We start from the raw sequence: 24487 nt of genomic DNA, 5'->3' as shown, positions 1-24487 counted from the left end.
ATAACCTCCTAATTAAAGATTACCAGCAAAATGTTTTTTAAAATATTTGCCCTCAGCTCATTTTTCCATTCACTTGAAATACTTAATGACCTGTCACTTAAAGTAACTCTTATTATTTCTGCTTCTCTTTTATTTATATATTCAAGTCTCATTAGTTCGTCTATAATCTGATCTGCTTTATCCTTGGTTATAGAGTTTCCAATTTCCTCATTAAATAACTTATCTACAGAATTTTTATTTCTAAACTCTACTCTTACTATTCTTATATAACCTCCTCCACCTCTTCTTGACTCCACATAATATCCCTTGTATGGAGTAAATCGAGTGGTTAGTACATAGTTAATTTGCGATGGTGCACAGTTAAATCTCTCAGCCAGCAATGCTCTTTGTATTTCAACTGTCCCATTTGCCTCATCTATTAAATCTAACAAGAAGTCCTCTATTGAATTTGATAATTTTGCCATAATACCACCTTTTGACCATCTTTGCCTTTCGGCTCAAAAAAATATTCTAATGCTATTTTATATATGATAACATTAAAATATAATTTTGTAAAGTACCTGACCTTTAAGATAAAATAATAAATATTAATATTAGTGCAGCTTCAACTATTACAAAGACCGAGCCAAATCTTTCAATTTTTCCAATACTATTTCTACTCAAGTAAGCTTGGTATTTTATTTGTTCAATTTGAACTGTTGTATAGAGATAAGTAAGTATAATATTTATCATTGAAATTCCAATTATCCCATAGTAAACTATGTTTGGCACAAAATTTCTAAGTGAAGGCCATAGAAGCAGTAGTGTAATAGGCCACATTATACAAAGTGCTATTGTAAATATCGCCTTTTTCTTTGCAATTACCTCTTCTTCTTCAGTTAAAGTAACCTTATCTAAATTTACACGCTTTGCTGTTTTCTTAATTTTCTTTCCCATATTTTCTCCTATAATCAACTTACATTTAATTAAATATATATGTATTATAGTATAATTCTGAAACAATATCCAATTTTCTGGAAATTTAAATTTTTTATTAATTTTTATATTTTATAGCATATTTATTTTAAAAGTTTTACTATGTACTTGGAGGTATTTTAAACTATGAATAAAAATTTATTAAACAGTGTAATTTCCCTTAGAAAAAAACTACATAACTCTCCTGAAATTTCCAACTGTGAGTTTAACACTCGTAAAATTTTAATAAACTTTTTAAAAGAAAACAATATAAACAGTATTTATGACTTTAAAGACTATTTTTATGTATACAAGAAATCTAAAAATCCAAAGAAAACTATAGTCATTAGGGCAGATCACGATGCAATTTTAAATTCCAACCTTGAGCCATTTCACGGATGCGGTCACGACGGGCACTCTGCAATTTTATGTGGTACAATATTAAATCTTTGGAAGGAAGAGTTGGACAAGGACGTAATTTTTTTATTTCAACCTGCAGAGGAAAATGGAAGGGGAGCAAAAATTTGCAGTGAGGTGTTTAAAAAATATAGTATAGACGAAGTCTATGGCCTTCACAATTGGCCAGGGCTTGAAATGGGGACAATTTATTTAAAAATCGGAGTTTGCCAATGTGCTTCAGTGGGTCTTACTTTAAAGTTTAAAGGAGTTCAATCTCACGCTTCTCTTCCTGAACTTGGAAAAAATCCAGCCTATATTATTTCTAAAATAGTTGATGACTTAAGTGATTTAAATATTTTTAGAGGATATAGCCCCTTTAATTTTAGAAACTTGCACTTTAAATCTCTAGTTTTAGTCACAGTTATAAATATTTCTCTTGGAAGTAAAAATTTTGGAATTTCACCTGCCAATGGCGAGCTGTCTCTTACACTTAGAGCTGCCCATGATGAAGATTTAAATTTAATTAAAAACTATATTCTAAATTTAGCAAGAGATTTATGTGAAGAGGACTTTTCTCTTCAATTTGAATTTACTGACGAATTTTCCGAGACCTATAGCGACCCTTCACTTGTTAAAAAGGCAGAACAAATCTTCTCTAGAGAAAATCTTAAAACTTTAAAGTTAGAAGTTCCCTTTAGAGCCAGTGAAGATTTTGGAGTATATAAAAAATATGCCCTACCCCTATTCTTCTATCTTGGAAATGGTGTAGAACATATTCCTCTGCACAATGACAACTTTGAATTTTCTGATGAAATTTTAGAAAATGGAATTAAGGCTTTTTCTGTAATAGCAAGGAATTTTTAAGCTAATAAGCTATCTTTTTTTGCAGAGTTTCTCTGTGAGATAATTATTCCAATAGAGCCTACGATTACAAATATAATTCCTATTAATTGATAACTTCCCAGTTCTTCTTTTAAAAATATACTGGCAAGTATCGGTCCCAATGCCGGCTTTATGGCAAATGTAAGTGATGCCATTGCCACAGACATCTTTTCTATTGCCAGAAAGTAGGCTGAAAACCCCACACCTGTTACGAAAATAGATATATATAGCAGTATAATTATATCATCTGAGGATATTCCACTAAATATCGGGATATTTGCAAAGTCCACGGCATTCTTACTAATTAAAAAATCAGACACTAGTGGTATTTTACTTATAAGTATTAAAATTAAAAGTTCAATTGAGCCAAAGATAAAAGAATAGCAAGTAAGTACTATTCCACCTGTTGGCTTATTTTGTGTCACATACTTTCCATAGACTGAATAAACGGCAAATATTAAAGCCGATATAATAACTATTGCAATTCCAAAAACCGGCTCATTAATATTTAAGGGATTTATTATTACTAAAATTCCAATAAAACAAATTACAAGGGCCATTTTTGTAAATATATTGGTCTTTTCCTTTAAAAAAATTGCCGCAAGTATTATAGAAAAAAATGTATTACAACAAAACAGCACTGATGCTATTGATGCCGATACATATTCCAGAGAAAATGTATATAAGCTCATACTGAGTACTGCATATATAAATCCAAGCACTATAAAATTTAAATAATCTTTTTTAGACAGTTTATAATTTGCCTTTTTAAGTTTCGATATACTCATTGGAAGTAGCATTAAGGCACCTATAGAAAACCTCAAAAAATTTAACTGTAGAGGATTAAATACTCCTCCTGTTAGTTTTATTGCAACGTCCATACTTGAGAATAAAACTGTGGCTAAAAATACATAAATTATTCCACTTAACATTTTATCCACCTTTTAATCAGCAATTTTAAACTTAAAACCAATTGCCATCACCTCACTTTAAACTATTATGTCGTTATTTATATTTTTATAAAACAACTTTTTAACTTCTTCAAATTCTTCAGTAACTCCCAAAATCCACATTAATTTCGTAACCGCCGACTCTATAGTCATATCATAAGCTTGAAGTACATTGTAGTTATTTATTATGTCGTAACCTACTTCATAAGTTGCAGCGTCAGAACCCTCAAGCATTACTTGCGTTGCAATTACTATAATTTTCCCCTTGTCTGTTATCTTCTTTAGGGCTTCTTTAAAATTTCTTCTGTGATTAAAGGGAAGTCCACCCACTCCATAGGACTCTATAACCGTTGCATCGTAATTATCTGAAATATAGTCAAATATATCCGGCTCCATTCCCGGAATTAACTTTAACAAAAATACCTTTGGATTTAAATTGTGATAAAATTTTACTTTTTCTGTAGAAGTTGACTCTCCCACATATCTTAAAATTCTCTCTCCATCAATAAAAGCTGCTACAGGATAGTTTATTGAATCAAAGGCAGAGTAACTTTTAGATTTAAGTTTCTTAGCTCTAGTTCCTATTATTGCCTTACCATCAAATACAATAAATACTCCTCTTACTCCCTCTTGAAGTGCATATCTTATTGAGTCCAGTAAATTTTTTTTGCCGTCTGTAATAGGATCAGTTATGGGCTTTTGAGATCCCGTTAAAATTATTGGCTTATCTGAATTTTGTATTAAGTAGGACAGTGCAGCTGCAGTATATGCCAGCGTATCAGTACCGTGAGTTATTACAAATCCGTCGTAGTCCTCATAGTTTTCTTCTATTACTTTACTAAACATAGTCCAGTGCTCAGGCTCTATATTTGTGGAGTCTATATTTAAAACTTGCACTACGTCAATATCGGCAAGGTCTTTTGCCTGTGGGATGTGATTTAAAATTTCCCTTGGAGAAGTCTTTGGACTAAGTCCAAATTCAGTTTCTTCTGATGCAATAGTTCCTCCCGTTGCTATTAAAAGTAATCTCTTCAATATTATTTTGCCTCCTTGTTGTTTAAAACATCCATTACCCACTGGTAGTTTTCATCTACAAATTTCTTTGTGCTGTCATCTATTTCATCTCTGTGCTTTCCCGTTTCCATTAGGTCATTTAGTGCAACTACCTCATATTTAAAAAGTCCCTTTTCATCTCTATATCTATTAACGTAAGTTGGCTTTACATCTACTGCAGCTAAAACTGTAGTGCCCTTAGTAATATTTTTTTCCACAGTCAATTCAACAAAGGCTCCAAACTCCACACCTCTGTTTTTCATCCAAGGTTTTCTCTGGTTAGAAATAGAATTTCCCATAGAATAAATACTAAATTTATTGTTGCCGTTAATTTCTCTATATTCCACCGGCTGAAGCACGTGAGGGTGAGAACCTAAAACCACATCTGCTCCAAGAGACAAGAAGTAGTCATTCATCTCTCTTTGAAATTCCGATGGGCTTGTACTGTACTCAACTCCCCAGTGAGGATATACCACTATAAAATCCACACCTTGAGCTTTTAAATTATCTATGTCTCCGGAAATTAAATCTCTATTCATTGGAGAAATGTTGTTTATCTTGTCTTCAGCAATATTGTAGTCCAGTCCATTAAATATCTCTGAATAAGATAAAAAGCCTATCTTTATTTCATTTTCCTCTACAATTAGTAATTCTCTATTATTGTCTCTATAAGTTCCAAAGTTTTTTAAACCCACACTTTCAATGGCATCTATTGTAGTTTCCACACCTTCAATTGACGTATCTAAACAATGGTTGTTTGCAGTTGAAAGTATGTCAAACCCAATATCTTTTAAATATTCAACTGATTCCGGCGGCGAGTTAAACATTGGATGTCCACTTATTTTTCTGTTTGGATTTATAGTTGATTCAAAATTCCCCACAACTATATCTGAAGCATCTATATACTCTTTCATTTTTTCATAATATGTAGAAAAATCATATTTTCCCGTAGTTTCATCAAAGTTTTTTATATAGAGGGGCAAATGGTACATTATATCTCCTGTTGCCAATATTTTTACTGTCTGCACTTCATCTTCCACAGGAGTAAAAAAAGCATTTTTTATGTATCCAGTAGTGTTGTAGTCTATTACAAATATACTTAATAATAGTATAAATACAGCACTTACTACTGAAATCATCTTTTTCATTTTCATCACCATTTTTATTATAACATTTAAAATCATTAAAAATAGGTACAAAAAAACTACAATCTGTAAATTGTAGTTCCAGTGTTAAGTTTTCTTAAGGTTGAAAGGTTTAGTTGAAATTTACTGCCAATTTTCAGCTTAATAAAATTTATTTTATCATAGTGTTTATACTTTAAAAATTAATTTAAGTTTTTTATTTTAACTTTCAACTATTACTTTACAGTTTTCTATTTCAAAAGATTTTTCTAATTGAGAATAGGACTTTTTCAAGCCCTTTCCTCCTGTTTATTATAAAGTACATACATTAAAACTTTTTCTCTGGTATTTAAAACAGTGTCATAGTCAAATTCTCTATAAAAGGTGAAGTTACACTTTTCTATAACTCTCTTTGACTTGTAATTTCGCTCCAAGTGACTACAGTATAAATAGTCATAGCCTTTTTCTTTAAAACAGTAATCTATTAAAGCCTTTGCAGCTTCAGTTGCATAGCCCCTATTCCAATAATCTTTACTTATTACATAGCCAAGTTCTCTTCCGGAAAGATTTTTGAAATCTTTTTTAAATTCTTCCTTGCAAAGTTCTAAGCTGATTGAGCCAATTACTTTTTTACTCTCTACAAGTTCTATGGCAAAGTTGTTTTTTGTCTCAATAAAATGTAAAAGTATTTCTTTTGATTCCTCTATATTCTTGTGAGGCATCCAATCTGCCATTTGCCCAACGCCGTCAACTGATGCATATTCATAGAAATCTTTAAGGTCATTTAATTTCCATGACCTCAATATTAATCTTTCAGACTTTAAAATCTCACCGTTTAAAGTAATTTCTGCATTCATAATTATCCCTTTAATTATTTAAAGCCTATTATTATGCCACCATTGTCAGCATATCCTGATGATAGACCTCTTGCTTGAAGTGTGATTATCTCTTTAAAGTTATAGAGCTCACGAACTTTTTTTTCAAATTCCTTTGCCTTTTCTATAGCATCTACATGAGAAATTACTAGCGTACTTTTAGAAAAGTCACTTGATTTCTTTCCTATAGAAGTTGCCAATTTAGAAAGGCTCTTTTTAAATCCTCTATTCATTTCAAAAAGAGAAATTTCTCCATATTCAGCTTTCATAATAGGTCTAATATTTAAAACATTTGCTATTAATCCTGCAGTCTTTTTTATTCTTCCATTTTTTATTAAGTTATCTAAACTCTCCAATATAAAAAATGTTCTATTTTCGCTTATAAATTCATTTACTTCTTTAACTTTTTCTTCAAAAGAACTGTCTTCACCCATTTTTTTGTATATTTCTAAAGCCACAGACGTTTCTCCTGCACTTGCTGACTCTGAGTCAAATACATATACTCTTTTATTTGGGTTTTCCTTTAAAAACTCTTCTTTTGCAACTTCCGCACTATTGTGAGATCCCGATAGTTTAGATGATATTGTTAATATAAATATATTTTCCTCTTCACATTCCTTCAGTTTTTCCACATAGTCATAAGGTGAAGGACAAGATGTTCTTATTGGGTCAGGACTTGCTTTCATCTCATCTAAATAAGCTCTCATATCAAGGTCGTCATTATCTACGTGCTCAACATCTCCCACTGTAATTTTAAATGGTACTGACAATACATTCATATCTCTTTCCATCTGCTTTGTAAGATCACAAGCAGTATCAACTACTAATCTATAGCTCATAACAACTCTCCTAATTTAATTTTTTTTCTATTAACTTTGCAAGTTCTTCAGCTTCTCTTTGTAGTACTTCTTCGTCTTCGCCTTCAATCATAACTCTTACTAAACTTTCAGTTCCTGAAGGTCTTATTACCACTCTGCCATTGCCTTTAAACTTTTCCTCTATACTGTCTATTTTATTTTTTATATCTTCAAATTCCATGTATTTATTTTTTAAATCTGATCTCACATTTGCATTTACAAGAACTTGAGGATAGCTCTTCATTAAGTTGTTTAACTCCGATAGTTTTTTATTGGACTTAGACATTACTTCTAATAAGTGAATTCCAGTTGCCAATCCATCGCCTGTAGTGTTGTAATCTAAAAATATAATATGGCCCGACTGTTCACCACCCAGTACGTAGTTGTCTTTTTGCATTTCTTCAAGTACGTATCTATCTCCAACTTGTGTATAGACTAATTTAACGCCAATGTCTTTTAAATATCTCTTAAGTCCTATATTGGACATAATTGTTCCAACTACGGTGTCATTTTTTAATCTGTTTTCTATTTTAAGTTGTGTTGCACAAATGGCCAATATATGGTCGCCATCTATTATATTGCCCTTTTCATCTACAGCTATAATTCTATCAGCATCTCCATCGAAACTCATACCCATATCCGCCTTTGTTTCCACTACTAATTTACTGATTAAGTCGGGGTTTGTAGAACCGCAGTTGTCATTTATATTTGTTCCGTCAGGAGCGTTATTTACCACTATTACTTCTGCGCCCAAGTCTCTTAAAACTTTAGGTGCTATTTTGTAAAGTGCTCCATTTCCCACATCTATTGCTATTTTCATATTTGATAGATTTAAATCTGAAAGTCCTATTAAATAATTTTCATACTCATCTTGTAGTTCTTCAGAGTAAATAATATTCCCAACATCTACTCCAGTGGCATTTTTATATATTTTTGTATCTGAAAAAATCAAGTCTTCAATTTGATTTTCTAATTCATCAGGAAGTTTATACCCCTCTGATGAAAAAAACTTTATTCCATTGTATTCAAAGGGATTGTGAGAAGCTGAAATTACAACTCCCGCCAAATAATCAGACTTTCTAGTCAAATAAGCTATACCCGGTGTTGGAATTACTCCTGCCATTTCAACATCCAGCCCTATTGACATAATTCCCGATGCCAACGCACTTTCAAGAAGATGCCCTGAAAGTCTGGTATCTCTTCCAACTAATATTTTCCCCTTTTTATTTTTTGAAAGTATAAATCCGGCAGCTCTTCCCACATTGTAGGCAAGTTCCGGTGTCAACTCCAAATTGGCTATTCCTCTTATTCCATCTGTTCCAAATAATTTTCCCATTCTAACTCCTATATCTTCTATCTACAATTTCCAGTAACTCTGTCTTATTATTTAAACTTGGGTCTTCTAGTACAATCTCAGTTAAGTAATTTAATATTTCTCCTATTACTTTACCCTCTTTAAACCCCATTTCAATCAGATCACTTCCGCTTACTGATAAAAACTTGTCATTGGAAGTACTTTCTTCCAATAATTCCTCTACTCTATTTTTTCTAACTTTTAAAAATTCTACATCTCTATTGATTAAAGTGCAATACCTATCTGCAATCATTAAATCATATAAATCTAAGATATTGTCCTTACCCACTTTTCTTATTTGCTTTCTAAGTGCCTTGTCTGTCATCTCTTCATGGGCTTTCATATGGCTTTCAATTAGAATTCCAACTTTTTCTACTACTACATTTGGGTAGTTGTACTCTCTTAAAATTCTCTTGCTCATTTCACTTCCCAACTTGTCATGTCCAAAGAAATGACCTAATCCACTTTCATCTATGCTTAGAGTTTCAGGCTTTGCAATATCGTGAAACAGTGCTGCAAGTCTTAATTCCAACTTTGGCTCTACATTATCTGTCACACATAATAGATGGTCAAAAAGTGTTCTAATGTGGTATGGCGTCTTTTGATTATAGCCCACAGTTTTTGCCAGTTCTGGAAATAATATATCAATTACTTTTGTATCTGCCATTATATTTAAAGACCTTGAAGGCTTTTCACTTAGCATAATTTTATTAAATTCCATTGCTATTCTCTCTTTTGAGATGTTTTGCAATAAAAACCTGTTTTTTATTATGCTCTCATATAGATTTTCTTCAATTTTAAAATTCAAACTTCCTGTAAATCTAATAGCTCTTAAAATTCTAAGAGCATCTTCCCTAATTCTAAGTTCAGGATCCCCAACACACCTAATTATTTTGTGTTCTAAGTCCTCTCTTCCTGAGAACAAGTCCACTAATCCCGTTTTTTCACTGTATGCCATTGCATTAATAGTAAAATCACGTCTTTTCAAATCTTCTTCTATAGTTTTTATATAGCTGACTTCCTGCGGTCTTCTATTTTTTTCATAGGCACCTTCTGACCTAAAGGTTGTAATTTCAACTTCAAACTCTCTATATTTTATTTTTATAGTTCCAAATTTTTTCCCTATAGTAGTTAAGATGCAATCTTTAAATAAACTTTCTACATCTTCCGGCCTTGCATTAGTTGCCACATCAAAATCATAGGGGCTCTTTCCCAAGAGTTTATCTCTAAGAGCTCCCCCGACAACATATGCACTAAAACCGTGTTCTTCTAATATTTTAAGTACTTCTAATATTTCAATTGGCATTTTATCACCTAATATAACGATTATATCACAATGTAAAAACTTTTTTTATAACAAGATTTCTCTCTTTCCTTTTCTTTTTCATTTTCTACCCATTATGTTATAATAAACCTAATATATTAGTAAACGGGAGGTTTATATGAATAAAAAACTTTTATTGGTGTCTGCTCTATCTGCAACATTACTTTTTACAGGATGTAGTAAAAAAGATGAAACTAAAGCAAAGACGACTGCACCTGCAAACACAACTACAGAAAATGCAACAGACCCTAAATCAACAAATGAAAATAACCCTGACGGCACAACAGATGAAAATGAAACGCCTAAGGCAAGTAGTTCTAAAGTAGACAAAGAAGTTCTAAAAAATTTAGTAGATAACTCTGATTATATTTCTAGAATTAAAATCCAAGTAACTCAAGACAATGCTACAAATATAAACTTTATTGAAGACTACAGAGGAGATTTGTCCGGCATTGAGTTGGAACTTCCAAAGACACTTAAGTCTAACAAAGAGTATATTATCTTTTATGTAGATGGAGTTAATGGAAAAATCACCCCTACTAGAGATGAGGAGTCCTATGTTGAAATCCAAGGAGAAAATGACGCTTCTCTAGACTATATTGAAAACATTTTTGAAGTTGAAGAAACTCCAAAAGTTTCAAGTGAACCAACTGATAAAACTGCTGATAAAACCACTACCACTAAAACCACTACTACTAAAAAATAATAGTAGGATCTTTATTAGATACTTGTAAATTAAGGAGATTTATTTATGAAAAAAACTTTTGCACTAGTTGCACTGAGCTCTCTTTTAATGGTTAATTCCATTGGTGCTTTTGCACAAAAGACAGTTCAAATTAAATTAAATGGACAGGAAATTAAAACAGATGCACCGGGATATGTAAAAAACAATCGCACTCTCGTTCCAATAAGATTTATATCTGAATCACTTGGATATGAAGTTGAATGGGATGAAGATGACAGAGAAATTACTATTGAAAAGGGCAATACAGAAATTGAATTAAAAGTTGGAAGCACAAAAGTTGAAGTAAATAACGTTGAAAAGACAATTGAAGTAGCTCCTGAAATAAATCAAAATAGAACTTTTGTACCTATTAGATTTATTGCAGAGAACTTCGGTGTAAATGTTGAATGGGACAGCGCAAACTACATTGTTCTATTAAACACAGACGGCAGCTCAAATACTACTAACACTAATTCAAATTTAACTACAGAAGAAAATACTTACCTAGCTGAATTTAATTCACTTACAAGTAAACTTCAATCTAAGATGAACCAATTAAAGGGATATTACTTTGAAAATTCATCTAAGTACTCTAAGGCTGAAATTGAAACTCAGTACCAAAACTTAAAAAAAGAAATTGATGAAATTGTAAATTCAATTAATTCCATCAGTGTTCCTGAAAAGTTTAAGAGTTCAAGCGCATCATTAAAAGAAGCTGCAACTATTTCAAAGGAAATGATTGAATTTTATAACTCAGCTTTAATTGACGGCAAAAGTGATGCTGCAAAAAATGTTGTAAACTATCAAACTCAACTTTCAATAAAATTGTCAGAAGTTAGAAACAAACTTGAAGCTGAAATTAAAGGAGAAACTTATTCTCCTGACAAAAACATAAAATCTTACAATGACAATTCAAATTTATTAGAAGACAGTACAATTCAAAATTTAATGGATAAACTTTAAAATTTAATAAAATTTTTAACTAAAAAACCTTAGGATTTAAATCCTAAGGTTTTTTACAAATAGTGCTTCTCTATTTTCTTTTTGCTCAGCAGTCTCAGGCTTTAAATTCTTCCTTGCTTGAGACAACATAAGTTTTAATCTGTTGAACTGGTTAACTTCTGATGCAGATGCATCAAAGTCTATTGGAACTACATTTGACTTTGGATATGTGTTTCTAATTGCCTTTATAACACCTTTACCTGTTATGTGATTTGGCAAGCATCCAAAAGGTTGAACACATACTATATTTTCAACTCCGCTTTCTATTAATTCCACCATTTCACCAGTTAAGAGCCAACCTTCTCCATATTGATTTCCAAGATCTACATACTTCTTTGCATATTCCATAATCTCTTCAATTTTCTTAGGTGGTTCAAATCTACTCTTCTTTAACTCTTCTCTAATTATTTCTCTATATCTTTCAATATATTTTATTCCAAAATTACAAACTATTGAAGGAATTAAGTTCTTTGACAACTCCTTGTACTTAATTTCAGCATTTTTAAAAGAGTACATCATAAAGTCAGTTAAGTCTGAAATTACCACTTCCGCTCCTTCTGATTCCAATACGTCAGATAAATGATTGTTGGCCTCCGGTAAATATTTTACAAGTATCTCCCCTACAATACCAACTTTAGGCTTTATTTCTTTAGTAACTTCTAATTGCTCAAACTCTCTAATCATAAGTTTTACATTTTCTCTAAAGTCTTTTAAGTTAGTGCTTAAATTTTCACCTTTAAATATTTTTAGCCACTTTTCCTTTAGTATATTTACAGAGCCCTTTATCTTTTCATAAGGTCTGGTTGCTTGTGAAAGTCTCATTATTAAGTCTGCATATAAAAGTGAAACTATTAATTTATTTAATATTCTTATTATTTGAGTTTTTCCTATTTCAAATCCTGGGTGTGATTCAATCCCTTGGAAAGAAAGTGCCAGTACTGGAACGTGTCCATAACCTGCATCCTTTAATGCCTTTCTAATAAATCCAACATAGTTTGATGCACGACAAGCTCCACCTGTTTGAGATATTATTAAAGTTAAGTTATCAGTGTCGTAGCGTCCACTTTTTAGTGCTTCAATAAATTGACCAACTACGAAAATAGATGGATAACAAGCATCGTTATTTACATATTTTAATCCTTCATTTACTACCTTCGGGCTTAAATTTTCCAACACTTCAATATTATATCCCTCAGATCTCATTACTGAAGCTATTATGTCAAAGTGAAGTGGAGCCATCTGTGGTAATAAAAGTGTATGTTTTGGTTTCATTTCCTTAGTATATAAAACAGGCTTTTCGTCTATTATATTGTAGTCTTTTGAAACTTCTCTATTTTCAACTGCCTCTAAAAGAGACCTTATTCTAATTTTTATTGCTCCTAGGTTATTTACTTCATCAATTTTTATTACAGTATAGATTTTATTGTAACCATGTAAAATTTCATTCACTTGGTCTGTTGTAACTGCATCTATACCGCAACCAAAAGAGTTAAGTTGTATCATCTCTAAATTGTCGTGTGTTCCCACAAACTTAGCCGCCCTGTAGAGCCTTGAGTGGTAGTTCCATTGGTCTAATACTCTAAGCCTTCCATCTATATCAGTAAGTGGAGCTATAGCGTCTTCTGATAGCACTGCTAAGCCCAGTGAGTTAATAAGTTCCGGAATGCCATGGTTTATTTCAGGGTCAATGTGGTAAGGTCTCCCTGCTAAAACTATTCCCTTTATACCTTTTTTCTCTATTTCTTCAAGAACTCTAACGCCCTCATTTTTTACGTCATCTTTATATCTGTCTGATTCTTCATAAGCTGCTCTAACTGCTCTTTTAATTTCGCCTGAGGAAATATCATAGTCTTTAAATACTTCTGCAAGTCTCTTTTCAAGTTTCTTCCTACTGTCAAAGGACAAGAAGGGATTTAAAAACTTTACATCTTTTTCAATTAAGCTTTCCACGTTGTTTTTAATTACTTCTGAATATCCCGTTACTACCGGACAGTTTAAAGTATTATCTGCACTTTCATACTGTCTTTCTTCATAGAATACTGCAGGATAAAATATAAACTGAATTCCCTTGGATATTAAATTTTCAATGTGTCCGTGGACTATTTTGGCAGGGTAACACGCTGTTTCAGAAGTTATAGATTCTATTCCCGACTCATATAGACTCCTTGAGCTCTCATCTGATAGCACCACTCTATAGCCAAGTTGTGTAAAGAATGTATGCCAGAAAGGATAGTTTTCGTACATATTTAGCACTCTTGGTATTCCCACAGTGCCTCTCTCTGCCTTTTGTTCATCTAAACTCTCATAGCTAAACAATCTATTGTGTTTATACTTATATAAGTTAGGCAATTCGTCTTCAGCTTTTCTAACTACTCCTGCACCTTTCTCACACCTGTTTCCAGTAATATATCTCTTTCCATTTGGAAATACATTTACAGAAAGGCTACATTGGTTAGTACATTGACGACAATTTGTATTTATAACTTTATATTCAAAGTCCTCTAAATTTTCCTTAGATATTATTGTAGATTCACCAGTAGACTTTTCTTTTGAAATTAAAGCCATGCCCAATGCACCCATTAATCCTGCAATAGATGGTCTAGTTGCCTCTACTCCGGTAATTATTTCAAAAGATCTTAAAACTGCATCACTTAAAAATGTTCCACCTTGAACTACAATATGAGTTCCAAGTTCTTTTGGATCTCTAACTTTTATTACTTTTTGAATTGCATTCTTTATAACTGAAAAAGCCAATCCAGCTGAAATATCAGCTACGCTTGCCCCTTCTTTTTGAGCTTGCTTTACATTTGAATTCATAAATACTGTACATCTGCTTCCCAAATCCACAGGATTTCTGGAAGTTAGTGCAGCTTCGGCAAATTCTTCTGCCGTCATATTTATGCTGTGAGCAAATGTTTCAAGAAATGATCCGCAACCTGATGAACAAGCTTCATTTAAAAGTATGGACTGTATAACTCCATCTTCTATTTTCATGCTTTTCATGTCCTGTCCACCAATATCCAATATAAAATCTACATCCGGGTCAAAGTACTGGGCTGCTCTAAAGTGAGCAATAGTCTCAACTTCTCCAAAGTCAAGATTTAACGCCGCCTTTAAAAAATCCTCTCCATATCCAGTACAGCCTGCTGCTGCAATATATGAATTTTTAGTTTTTTTAGAGTAAATTTCTTTTAATTTTTCAATTGCAACATCCAGTGGCTTTCCCTTATTGGAACCATAAAACGAATAAATCATCTCATTGTCTTTTGAAAGTAGTACAATTTTTGACGTAGTTGAGCCTGAGTCTATTCCCAAGTACATTGGGCCCTCATAGTCTTCAAAGTTAATTCTATCTATTTCTCTAGTTTTGTGTCTTTTTCTAAACTCTAAAAGTTCTTCATCGTCTTTAAATAAAGGCTCTAAAAGTTCACTTTCCTTTAGTTCAACTTCCTCTTTAGAATTCGCTCTAGTGTAGAGTTCTAAAAAAGATATAGTCTCCATTTCAAAACTTGCAATAGCAGCACCTAAAGCCACAAAAATTTCAGATTTCTCTGGACATATAGCCTCTTCATCACTTAAATTTAAGGTGCTAATAAATCTCTCTCTTAGCATTGGCAAAAAGTGAAGTGGTCCTCCTAAAAAAGCTACATTTCCCCTAATCGGTCTTCCACAGGCCAAATTTGAAATTGTCTGATTTACTACAGATTGAAATACTGATATTGCAATATCAGACTTACTTGCACCTTGGTTTATTAACGCTTGAATGTCGGTTTTTGCAAATACTCCACATCTGGATGCTATCGGATATATCTTTTCATAGTCTTTTGCAAGTTCATTTAATCCTGCTGCATCTGTCTCTATTAGAGCTGCCATCTGATCTATAAATGCACCTGTGCCACCTGCACATATGGAATTCATCCTCTGTTCAATACTTCCATCTAAATATGTTATTTTAGAATCTTCGCCTCCCAATTCAATTGCTACACTTGTTTGAGGTATATATTTTTGAATTGCCTCTGTTCCAGCTACTACTTCTTGTATAAACTCTATTCCCAATAACTCATGGACTGTAATTCCTCCGGAACCAGTGACACAAATTGTTACAGAATCATACTTAAAAGACACATAGCACTCGTTTATCACTTCTTTAACTGTCTTCTTAACATCAGAAAAATGTCTTCTGTAAGTAGAGTATAAAATATTATAATTATCATCTAATACAACTAACTTTACAGTCGTTGATCCAACATCAAGCCCCATGTGAATTTTCATATCTGTATTCTCCTTTCGCATTATTACTTCTCTATTAATTAACTGCATATTAACACAATTATCTGATAATTGTATGAAATCTACTTTTTAATGCAACATATAAATACATTATACAGCATATAAATGGCTTAATTAAGGAGTTGCAACGTAAATAATAATTTACAATTCACTTAAAAAATTATAAAAAAATAAGACGCCGCATAAAACGGCATCTTATCTTCGTTTATCTAATATTATATTTTAAAAACAAATTTGTTTTACCCCATAAAAAATAATATTATTAAACTATTAATCTTCAGGGCTTATTGCTCCTGTTGGACATACTGCTGCACAAGATCCACAGTCGATACATTGATCTCCATCAATTACATATATTCCACCTTCCGAAATACAGTCAACTGGACATTCTGGCAAACAAGATCCACAAGCAATACAACTATCATTAATTACATATGCCATTTTAGCACCTCCATAAATTTTATACCAATAAAATTAATCTTATTTTCTTCACCTGATTATTTTAGCATAGTTCATTATATTTATCAATTATATAATAATCTATCTAAAGTATAATAATATACTATATCTCAAAAAAATAAAACCCTAAAAGCTCTCTATTAATATAGATTGCCTTTAAGGTCTTAAACTAAAAAATTCTACACTTTTTTAATTATCTTGTTGCCAACTCTTTGTCAAATATATAAAGTCCATTCCAAGATTCGTTAATTCTCTTAAATCTATTAACTATAGTTCTAAAAGTATCTTCTTCTTCAATTTGTTCTCTTATAAACCAATTTAAAAAGTCTTTAACTTCATAATTTTTTTCTGCTTCAGCCATGCTGTATAATTCTCTTATTCTTCTACTTACTTCTTTTTCATGTTCCAGTGCAGCTTCAAAAACTTCTGTAAAAGTTTCAAATTCCACGCTTGGTTTTTCAATAGAATCATACTCAGGTGTTTCATCTATATCAAATAAAAACTCATAGAATTTCATCGCATGTTCAAATTCTTCCTGAGCCTGTTTGTACATATAACTTGCAAATCCATTCATATCTTTGTCTTTTAGATGAGCACTCATAGCTAAATAAATATAGCCACTAGATAGCTCAAAATTAAATTGCTCGTTCATTTTCTTCATTAAATTACTCAAAATATGTCCCCCTCTTTTCAGCTTAACTATAATCTTATTTTAATTTATTAAAATAATTTCTAAGTAGAGCTTTTATACTAAAATAATAGTATCAACTCACTCTAAATAATTATTACCCTATATATCGCTTGCTAAACTAAAATTTAATTACTATATCCAATATTATCTATTACAATAGAACTGCTTGAACCCCCGTCAAATACAAACTCCAAATACTTTATTTCACTTAAGTTAATATCAAGTTGGTTACTAAAGTCTTCCATTGGTATTCTCACCGTTTCATAGGAAGATTTATAGTCATAATTTTTTGTAATGTCCTGTAATTTTGAAAGTTCTACTTTTATTTCCGGCTTTAATTCCAAATACTTAGATATATCTACAACCTCCCTATTTCCAAAACTGTCTACAAGAGCAACTTTAAACTTTGTATCTTCAAAATTTTCCTCTGTATCCAAAGACATTAAGTCAAACTGCAAGAAATTTTTTGGCTGAACAAATTTATCAAATATTAATTCATACTTTCCCTTGCCATTAGAATCTAAACACAGACCTGTATCTTCTGTGCTAAATCCGCCTATTTTAACAGATTTTTCTTTAACTGAAGTAAGCCCTTCAAATCTTGACTTTCCAAATGTGAAAGTTTCCATGTTATAGTCTTCGTTAAAATTACAAATACTCTTAAAACTGGAATCTGAATATCTGGAATAATATAGGGTTTCCGGCAATTTATACTGTGTAGGATTTTTAAATAGTCCCCTGTCATTTTTAAGCCCAAAGCTATTCTCCAAAAAGCTGTACACATATTTACACAGTATATCTTCCTGAACTTTCTCATCTAGAAGGGCAGCTTTATTAATAAAGTACTCCTCAGGAGGTTCTGAATCCGCATCTCCCCATAGACTGTTAAACTGTCCATGGTTAGCATATCCAACGTATACTGCACTTTTAAAGTTGTTAGAATTTTCTGAAAATAGGGTATTATTGTATAATTTCATTCCACTAAATCCCGTTACATCTCCATCGTGAGTTCCGTGTATAGCTAAAAAATTCGTATCTTTCATAACTATATTTTTATCTGATGGATTGTACTGATCTACTGTTGGTGAAATAGCTATCACTCCCTTAATGTTAAAATTGTAATTCATTTCTTTACCACTGTCGGGATTAAATTTTAACTTATTAAAGCTCTGCGCTATTGAAACGGCCTCTCCACCTCGTGAGTGTCCTGCCAGAGCAATATTTTTTTCATCTATCAATCCATATAAATTTGAATTTTTATCTTTGTTTTCTTTTAAAATATACTTTATATTTTCCAGTAGCAATATTGCTCTGGCATCATTTTCATTTTTAAGTCCATAGTTCATAAATCCATTTAACATATTCATATCTACTGATACTACTGTAATTCCCCTTCTGGCTAAATACCTTCCAAGATAGTTGTATCCAAGATAATTTTCCTCAGTAAATCTGTGATTTCCATGAACCATAAAAACTACTGGAGAATTTTTTTTGTTTTCCGGATACCAAATTTTTCCCTTTAATGGAACACTGTTTAATTCCTTTCCCAACATAAAATCTCTAATTTTTTTTGTCTTTCCGCTGTAGTTTACATATGGTAGCAGCGAAATTGTATTTTCATCCTTACTTCCATAGTCTATAAAGTCAGAAGAGTAAACTACTTCAGTTTCTAAACTCTTATCTCCAGTATTTGAATATACCAACCCACTTTTTTCTGACATACCAGGTGAAATCAACATCACTACACTTATTGCCATTACTGCTCCACTTGGAATTAAAAGTAGTATTGGAGCTTTCTTTTTATTTCTAAAAACTGAAACCAGAGATTTTGAAAAAATAAAAATTATTACTGCAAAAGACAGTGGAATTAAAAAATTTAAAATATTTTCAAAGTCTGCATCATAACTTACGTCTTCAAAGATTTTATATAATAAAATAAATAAAATCGTAAACAAAATTATATTTCTGGAATGAAACCTCTTTATCAGTACCAGCAATATTTTTCCAATGTAAGTACAAATACTTATCAATATGTAAAATAAAAGACTTAGTAATAAAAAAGCCACAATTTTTGGCACTTTGTAATCAACTAAGTAGTGAAAAAGTGCAGAACTTATAATTAGTGAAATTATAAGCTTTATAATTTCATAGGACTTTTTTGTCTCTCCAAAGACTTTTAAAATTCCAATTTTCAATTTTGTATATATTTTTATAATAATATTATCTACTTTCATACAAAAAGTGAAATGTGGGAATATCCCACCTTTCACTTATCACTCCCTCTCAAGATCTTTTAATTCTTCAATTTTTGCCTCTTCTTCTTTTAGTTCAGAGCTGATGTTTTCAAATTTTTTGTCAAATTTTTTAGTTCTCTTTACTTCGTCGAGAGAATATAATTCATATTCTGACTCTTCTCCCTTTGCAAATATTATTTTTACAAGCTCTTGAATTGTATAAGTTGAGACTACTGTGCCCTTTCCTCTTTCTGTCTCCACTATTTCACCCACTCGTGGCATTCTTCTTAAAATGTCTTCGTATCCGTCCTGTTCATACTTTAAACAGCACATCAATCTTCCACATACTCCTGAAATTTTTGTAGGATTTAAGGAAAGTCCTTGATCTTTTGCCATTTTAATTGAAACAGGAGTAAATTCTGATAAAAAGCTGCTGCAACAGCACTCTCTTCCACAACATCCCAAAGCTCCAATAGTCTTTGCTTCGTCTCTAACTCCAATTTGTCTTAACTCTATTCTCGTTTTAAAAATAGAAGCTAAGTCCTTTACTAATTCTCTAAAATCTATTCTACCCTCTGCAGTAAAATAAAATAGTAACTTGGAATTGTCAAATGTGTATTCCGCATTAATTAATTTCATTTCCAAACTGTGTCTTTTACACTGTTGTTCACATATAATTAAAGCTTCTTTAGCTCTATTTCTATTGTCAATATTTCTTGATTTATCTTCCATAGTTGCAATCCTAATAACCGGTTTTAATTCTGATTGCATTTCATCTTCGTCAATTTCTTTTACTGTTACTATGTTCCCATATTCAAGTCCTCGTACAGTTTCAACTATAACGTCGTCATTTTTCTTTGCGCCCGTTTCATTTGGGGCAAAATAGTATATCTTGCCATTTCGTTTAAACCTAACACCTACGACATCTATCATCTAACTCCTCCTATATTTATGAGAAATTGCTCTATAGTAAGTTCAAAATTCGTATTACGTTGAAGCAATTTTTGAGTATTAATTATTTCTTCTGTTATTTTCACAGCATCACTTGCTGTAATATTTTGTTTGTTTAAAAAGTTTAACTTGTCCTCATTTACAATGCTATCAGTAGAAATTCCCAAGTCTAAAAAAGCTATATCTCTTAAAAAGAGTATAAAAAAGTTAAATATTTCATTTAGTTCTTCTCTGTTTTCATTAAAAAATTCATACTCTTTAAATGGCAATCCACCTACGTTTAAAATTCTATCTAATGTCGTTATACTCTTATCTCTAAGAGCTAAATAACTGGGATCTGATATATATTTTAATGCTCTTGTAACTGATCCTGTTGCCAACTTTGAAAAAAGTTTAGCACTCTTCTCATTTAAATTTTCCTTTTGCATTAAAAATTCTTTTATTTGTTCATCTGAGACATTTTTAAATCTTATTATTCTCGCCCTTGATACAATCGTAGGCAAAATCCCCTTTATGTTATTTGAAATTAAAATAATCTTTAAATAGTCTTGAGGTTCTTCCAGTGTTTTCAACAGAGCATTTTGCCCGCTAGTTGTAACATCTTCAAAACCATCTATGATAAAAACTTTATTAGTGGACTTGTAGGGTTTTTTTGCAGCATCTTCTATTAATTCTTCTATTTCCAATTTTTTAATGCTGTCCTTACTTCTGATAACTCTTAAATCCGGATGGGCAAAGTCCCCTATTTCTGCACAACAATTATCTTCGTCAAATTCTAAAATTCGCTTGGCAAAAGCTTTAGCAGCAGTAAACTTCCCCACTCCCTCACTTCCCAAAAACAAATAGGCATGAGATAGATCTTTGTTTATTAAATTATTATCCAGTTCTTTTAATACTCTTTCATTACCTATAAAATCAATTAACATTAAATTCTCATGCTCTTTTCAACATCTATTACAAAAATCGTAGCCCCTGAAATTTTAAATTTGCCACGTTCGTTGTGAAGTTCTTCTGTCTTAGTTATTTCTCTAAATATTGAATCTATTTTATCAAGTTCACTTTCTTCACTTCCCAATAAAAGTGTAGTATTACCACTCTTAAAAAATCCACCTGAAGATGATAGTTTGGTTACATATATTCCCTCATCTAAAAATTTGTCCATTAAATCATCTATAAATTTATCTTGTACAATTGCTATTATCATTTTCATATATATCACCTAGTACCTTTTAAACTCTTCAACATCTAACACAAAAGCCGTAGCTCCTCCAACTTTTACAGTTATTGGAGTTGGTATTATTGCCTGACCCGGTATATTCATAGTCTGAACTACTTTTGTAATTTCTCTTTCCTTACAGTTGTTCCTTATTATAGCCAGAACATTATCTACTCCCTCGTCTTCTACACCTATTAAAAGTGTTGTATTTCCACTTTTTAAAAATCCACCGCTACTACTCATCTTTGTAACTCTAAAATCCGCCTTAGTTATCTCTTCAATTAAATTGTCAGCATCTACATCCTGTACTATTGATATTACAAGTTTCATATGTTTTCCTCCAATTTAGCTTTTAAAACTTCCATACAGCTGTTAAAAACTTCTTCAATACTCTTTGTTGCATCTATTACATAAAACTTATCCCTTTTTGACAGCTCTTCATAGGCACTTCTAACTCTACTGTGAAATAAATCGCCACTTGTCTCAAGTCTATCACCGCCAAGTTTTATTTTTCTATTTTCAGAAGCATTGTCTCCAACATCAAATAAAAATACAATATCGGGCTTTATGCCGCCTGTTGCAAATTCATTAATCATAACTATACTTTCTTCGCCCAGACCCCTGCCATAGCCCTGATAAGCTATTGAGGACAACACAAATCTTTCACAGAGCACTGTTACTCCACTTTCAAGTGCAGGAACAATTTTTTCTTCCACATGTTGAGCTCTAGATGCTGCATATAGTAGTGCCTCTGTTCTACTTGTCATTTCAACATTTGCTGTATCCAAAATTAAATCTCTGATTTTTTCAGAAATTTCCGTTCCTCCTGGCTCTCTTGTCCTTATAATGCTATATTGGTCCTTTAAATTCTCATAGACCATTTCAGCGATAGTACTCTTCCCCGAACCATCTGGTCCTTCAAAAGTAACAAATATTCCACTCATACAACTACCTCTAATCTATTATTTGATACTCCTATTACTTCAATCCCACTATTTATATAGTCTTTAATTTCTCTAACTACTTGCTCAGTTATAAGCTCTCCAAAAGATACTATGGGAATTCCCGGAGGATAGGCAGCTACAATACAAGCGGCAATTTTTCCAACCGACTGTTCAAGCTCTACCTCTTTACTGTCCCTATAAAAAGCCTCTCTTGGCTCTAATTTAATAGTTGGCTTTATTTCTTTGACAGATTTAAAATTCATAGAACTACAAAATTTATCCCTGGATAAATCCTCTAGAGCTTCCTGAAGCTTTAAAAAATCCTCTTTTTCATCTGCCACCGTAGAAAGGGCAAGAGCATAGTACAAATCACCCATTTCTAATCTTATATTATAGCTTAAAAACAACTTTTCTACAATGTCAAAACCACTGTATCCATCTATCCTAAAAAGAATCTTACTTGGATCTATATGTGCAATAGTCTCATCTTTTAAATCACTTTTCAAAAAATTTACTTTCCCCTTTAATTCTTCTTTCATGTCTTCTATATATTTTTCATTTAAAGACAACCTATCCAAGCCACACCTATTCATATATTCAATTCCAAATTCTGATGATTGCAAAATTAAATAAGAAGGTGAAGTTGTGCTAAGTAAATTTATAGTTTTTATAACTCTTTTACTGTCTATTCTATCTGTATTTATGTGAAGTAGTGACGATTGAGTAAGACTTGGAATTGTCTTGTGAGTTGAGTGTACAACTATATCTGCACCACAGTTAACTGCCGAGTACTCCCTTGCCTTAGAAAACTGTAAATGCGTACCATGTGCCTCATCAACAATTAAGTACCCCCCATATCTATGCACTATATCAGCTATTTCTCTAAGCCTTAAACAAACTCCAAAATAATTTGGGCTCACTAATATAACTGTTTTTATATTGGGATTTTCTTTTAATTTTTTTTCGATTTCCCCTGGGTCAATTCCCGTTATTAAATTGTATTCTCTATTGTAAACTGCACTTACGTACTCCGGAGTTAAGCTGTTAATTATGAGCCCATTGTAAATTGACTTGTGGCAATTTCTCTGCATTAATACCTTATCTCCAGGCTTTGTAACCAACCCCATTGCAATTTGCAGAGCACTTGTAGAGCCATTTACTATATAGTGTGAACTCTTCACTCCAAAAACACTTGCAACTGCCTCTTGAGACTTTAATATACACCCATCAGGATTTAATAAATTGTCAGTATTAATAGTTTCCGTTACATCATTTTTATAGTTAAAGTCAAAATAGTCTTTTGACTTATGTCCCGGAGTTGAAAAAACTAACTTGTCTTTCATTTTTTCCACTTCGTCAAATATGTATCTCTTCATTCTTAGCTCCCTTAAATTAAACCTTTTAAAATATTATAACATATAATGACCTAACCCAATTTATGAAGTAAATTGATGGTAGGTCAGATACAGTGGAGTCCAAATCTTTGATTTGGCTAACGTAACTGTATAATGACTTTCTATAATTAGTCAATGTAAATTGAATTAGGTTTCTTGTCATAGTTCCGTCATAGATTTTATGCAAGAATTTCCCAAGAGAACGAAGTTCGATTGGTTGAAATTTACTTCTAATGACCTAACAGAAATCTTTGATTTCGTAGTAGGTCCAATGTCAGGTTTTCCCAAGGCTGAAAGACTTGGTTGAAAACTACGACTGATTTGGCTAACGTAACTGTATAATGACTTTCTATAATTAGTCAATGTAAATTGAATTAGGTTACTTGTCATAGTTTCTTCATAGATTTTATTGCTATTCTTTAATTTCATTGTTTAATAATTTATAGAAACTTTTAATTTGAAATTAAATTTTTATTTCAATTAAAATATAATTTTAGTATATATCTTTGTTTTTCTTTAAAATTGATTTTAATAAATTCTTGAGGGAGGGCAAAGGGAATTGCGATTTTCCCTCATAGCCCTCCCTCAAACTCCCTCCCCTTTAACAATCTATAGGAACTTTAGTTCCGTCATAGATTTTATGCAAGAATTCTCCACGAGTATCAGCGAGTGGATAGAATTTACTGCTACACCCTTGAAACGCCAAAAAAAGAATAAGATTTTAGCCACTGAAATTTACTGCTAACAATCTATAGAAACCTTTGAGACCTAACAGAAATCCTTGATTTCGTCGTAGGCCCAATGTCAGGT

Annotated in this window: 23 protein-coding genes; 3 read left to right on the top strand and 20 right to left on the bottom strand. The window is 31.9% G+C overall.

Features of this window, described 5'->3' with window-relative positions; all coding sequences use genetic code 11:
• Window positions 1–8 precede the first annotated feature (8 nt).
• Complete coding sequence (locus BUB47_RS05240) at window positions 9–464, bottom strand: CtsR family transcriptional regulator (RefSeq protein ID WP_073184448.1); 456 nt, start codon at window positions 462–464, stop codon at window positions 9–11.
• Between the two features lie 103 nt (window positions 465–567).
• Window positions 568–936, bottom strand: a complete 369-nt coding sequence (locus BUB47_RS05235; protein ID WP_073184446.1) for a hypothetical protein — start codon at window positions 934–936, stop codon at window positions 568–570.
• A gap of 165 nt (window positions 937–1101) precedes the next feature.
• On the opposite strand from BUB47_RS05235, the gene BUB47_RS05230 reads away from it, so the two are divergent.
• Window positions 1102–2217 (top strand): M20 metallopeptidase family protein, encoded by a 1116-nt coding sequence (locus tag BUB47_RS05230; protein ID WP_073184444.1) that lies wholly within the window; start codon window positions 1102–1104, stop codon window positions 2215–2217.
• Here the strand turns inward: BUB47_RS05230 and BUB47_RS05225 are convergent.
• The 7 genes from BUB47_RS05225 to BUB47_RS05195 all read right to left on the bottom strand — a co-directional run bounded on the left by BUB47_RS05225 (window position 2214) and on the right by BUB47_RS05195 (window position 9754).
• Complete coding sequence (locus BUB47_RS05225) at window positions 2214–3167, bottom strand: DMT family transporter (protein ID WP_073184442.1); 954 nt, start codon at window positions 3165–3167, stop codon at window positions 2214–2216. The two genes, BUB47_RS05230 and BUB47_RS05225, sit on opposite strands and share 4 nt — an antisense overlap.
• A 57-nt stretch (window positions 3168–3224) precedes the next feature.
• Window positions 3225–4220 carry an asparaginase gene (locus tag BUB47_RS05220; protein ID WP_200779480.1) on the bottom strand — a complete coding sequence of 332 codons (996 nt, stop codon included), beginning with the start codon at window positions 4218–4220 and terminating at the stop codon, window positions 3225–3227.
• A 2-nt stretch (window positions 4221–4222) separates the two neighbouring features.
• The gene (locus BUB47_RS05215; protein WP_083529079.1) at window positions 4223–5386 is read right to left on the bottom strand and encodes a CapA family protein; all 1164 of its coding nucleotides are present in this window, start codon (window positions 5384–5386) and stop codon (window positions 4223–4225) included.
• A gap of 266 nt (window positions 5387–5652) precedes the next feature.
• Entirely contained in the window at window positions 5653–6219 is a 567-nt protein-coding gene (locus BUB47_RS05210) for a GNAT family N-acetyltransferase (RefSeq protein ID WP_073184441.1), read from the bottom strand.
• Window positions 6220–6233: 14 nt separating this feature from the next.
• Window positions 6234–7076, bottom strand: coding sequence for a DegV family protein (locus tag BUB47_RS05205; RefSeq protein WP_073184439.1), 843 nt, complete (start codon window positions 7074–7076; stop codon window positions 6234–6236).
• A 10-nt stretch (window positions 7077–7086) separates the two neighbouring features.
• Window positions 7087–8430, bottom strand: coding sequence for a phosphoglucosamine mutase (gene glmM, locus BUB47_RS05200; RefSeq protein WP_073184437.1), 1344 nt, complete (start codon window positions 8428–8430; stop codon window positions 7087–7089).
• A 1-nt stretch (window position 8431) separates the two neighbouring features.
• Window positions 8432–9754 (bottom strand): CCA tRNA nucleotidyltransferase, encoded by a 1323-nt coding sequence (locus tag BUB47_RS05195; RefSeq protein WP_073184436.1) that lies wholly within the window; start codon window positions 9752–9754, stop codon window positions 8432–8434.
• A 136-nt stretch (window positions 9755–9890) separates the two neighbouring features.
• Between BUB47_RS05195 and BUB47_RS05190 the strand changes: the two genes are divergently transcribed.
• Complete coding sequence (locus BUB47_RS05190) at window positions 9891–10478, top strand: hypothetical protein (RefSeq protein ID WP_073184435.1); 588 nt, start codon at window positions 9891–9893, stop codon at window positions 10476–10478.
• A gap of 45 nt (window positions 10479–10523) precedes the next feature.
• The gene (locus tag BUB47_RS05185) at window positions 10524–11459 is read left to right on the top strand and encodes a copper amine oxidase N-terminal domain-containing protein (RefSeq protein WP_073184433.1); all 936 of its coding nucleotides are present in this window, start codon (window positions 10524–10526) and stop codon (window positions 11457–11459) included.
• A gap of 36 nt (window positions 11460–11495) precedes the next feature.
• On the opposite strand, the gene BUB47_RS05180 is transcribed toward BUB47_RS05185, so the two are convergent.
• From BUB47_RS05180 to BUB47_RS09895, 11 genes are all read right to left on the bottom strand, one after another.
• Window positions 11496–15770 (bottom strand): 2-hydroxyacyl-CoA dehydratase, encoded by a 4275-nt coding sequence (locus BUB47_RS05180; protein ID WP_073184431.1) that lies wholly within the window; start codon window positions 15768–15770, stop codon window positions 11496–11498.
• 288 nt (window positions 15771–16058) lie between these two features.
• Window positions 16059–16229: a DUF362 domain-containing protein gene (locus tag BUB47_RS05175; RefSeq protein WP_073184429.1), complete on the bottom strand. Its 171-nt coding sequence runs from the start codon at window positions 16227–16229 to the stop codon at window positions 16059–16061.
• 211 nt (window positions 16230–16440) lie between these two features.
• A complete protein-coding gene (locus BUB47_RS05170; protein WP_234945636.1) occupies window positions 16441–16920 on the bottom strand; it encodes a ferritin in 480 nt (159 codons plus the stop codon).
• A 143-nt stretch (window positions 16921–17063) separates the two neighbouring features.
• Window positions 17064–19208 (bottom strand): alpha/beta hydrolase family protein, encoded by a 2145-nt coding sequence (locus BUB47_RS05165; protein ID WP_143270609.1) that lies wholly within the window; start codon window positions 19206–19208, stop codon window positions 17064–17066.
• A gap of 3 nt (window positions 19209–19211) precedes the next feature.
• Window positions 19212–20105, bottom strand: coding sequence for a PSP1 domain-containing protein (locus tag BUB47_RS05160; RefSeq protein ID WP_073184413.1), 894 nt, complete (start codon window positions 20103–20105; stop codon window positions 19212–19214).
• Window positions 20102–21049, bottom strand: coding sequence for a DNA polymerase III subunit (locus BUB47_RS05155; protein ID WP_073184411.1), 948 nt, complete (start codon window positions 21047–21049; stop codon window positions 20102–20104). Before BUB47_RS05155 ends, BUB47_RS05160 begins: the two co-directional genes overlap by 4 nt.
• Complete coding sequence (locus tag BUB47_RS05150; RefSeq protein ID WP_073184409.1) at window positions 21049–21333, bottom strand: cyclic-di-AMP receptor; 285 nt, start codon at window positions 21331–21333, stop codon at window positions 21049–21051. Before BUB47_RS05150 ends, BUB47_RS05155 begins: the two co-directional genes overlap by 1 nt.
• A gap of 9 nt (window positions 21334–21342) precedes the next feature.
• Window positions 21343–21669 carry a cyclic-di-AMP receptor gene (locus tag BUB47_RS05145; RefSeq protein ID WP_073184407.1) on the bottom strand — a complete coding sequence of 109 codons (327 nt, stop codon included), beginning with the start codon at window positions 21667–21669 and terminating at the stop codon, window positions 21343–21345.
• Window positions 21666–22283 carry a dTMP kinase gene (gene tmk, locus BUB47_RS05140; protein ID WP_073184405.1) on the bottom strand — a complete coding sequence of 206 codons (618 nt, stop codon included), beginning with the start codon at window positions 22281–22283 and terminating at the stop codon, window positions 21666–21668. Before tmk ends, BUB47_RS05145 begins: the two co-directional genes overlap by 4 nt.
• Window positions 22280–23659, bottom strand: a complete 1380-nt coding sequence (locus BUB47_RS05135; RefSeq protein WP_073184403.1) for an aminotransferase class I/II-fold pyridoxal phosphate-dependent enzyme — start codon at window positions 23657–23659, stop codon at window positions 22280–22282. The genes tmk and BUB47_RS05135 overlap by 4 nt, the downstream gene beginning before the upstream one ends.
• A gap of 177 nt (window positions 23660–23836) precedes the next feature.
• Complete coding sequence (locus BUB47_RS09895) at window positions 23837–24067, bottom strand: hypothetical protein (protein WP_143270608.1); 231 nt, start codon at window positions 24065–24067, stop codon at window positions 23837–23839.
• Window positions 24068–24487 lie beyond the last annotated feature (420 nt).

The organism is Anaerosphaera aminiphila DSM 21120, assembly GCF_900129925.1.
GTDB classification, from domain to species: domain Bacteria; phylum Bacillota; class Clostridia; order Tissierellales; family Peptoniphilaceae; genus Anaerosphaera; species Anaerosphaera aminiphila.
Note: the sequence above shows the minus strand (reverse complement) of the source record. Positions and strands in the feature narration are given on the sequence as shown.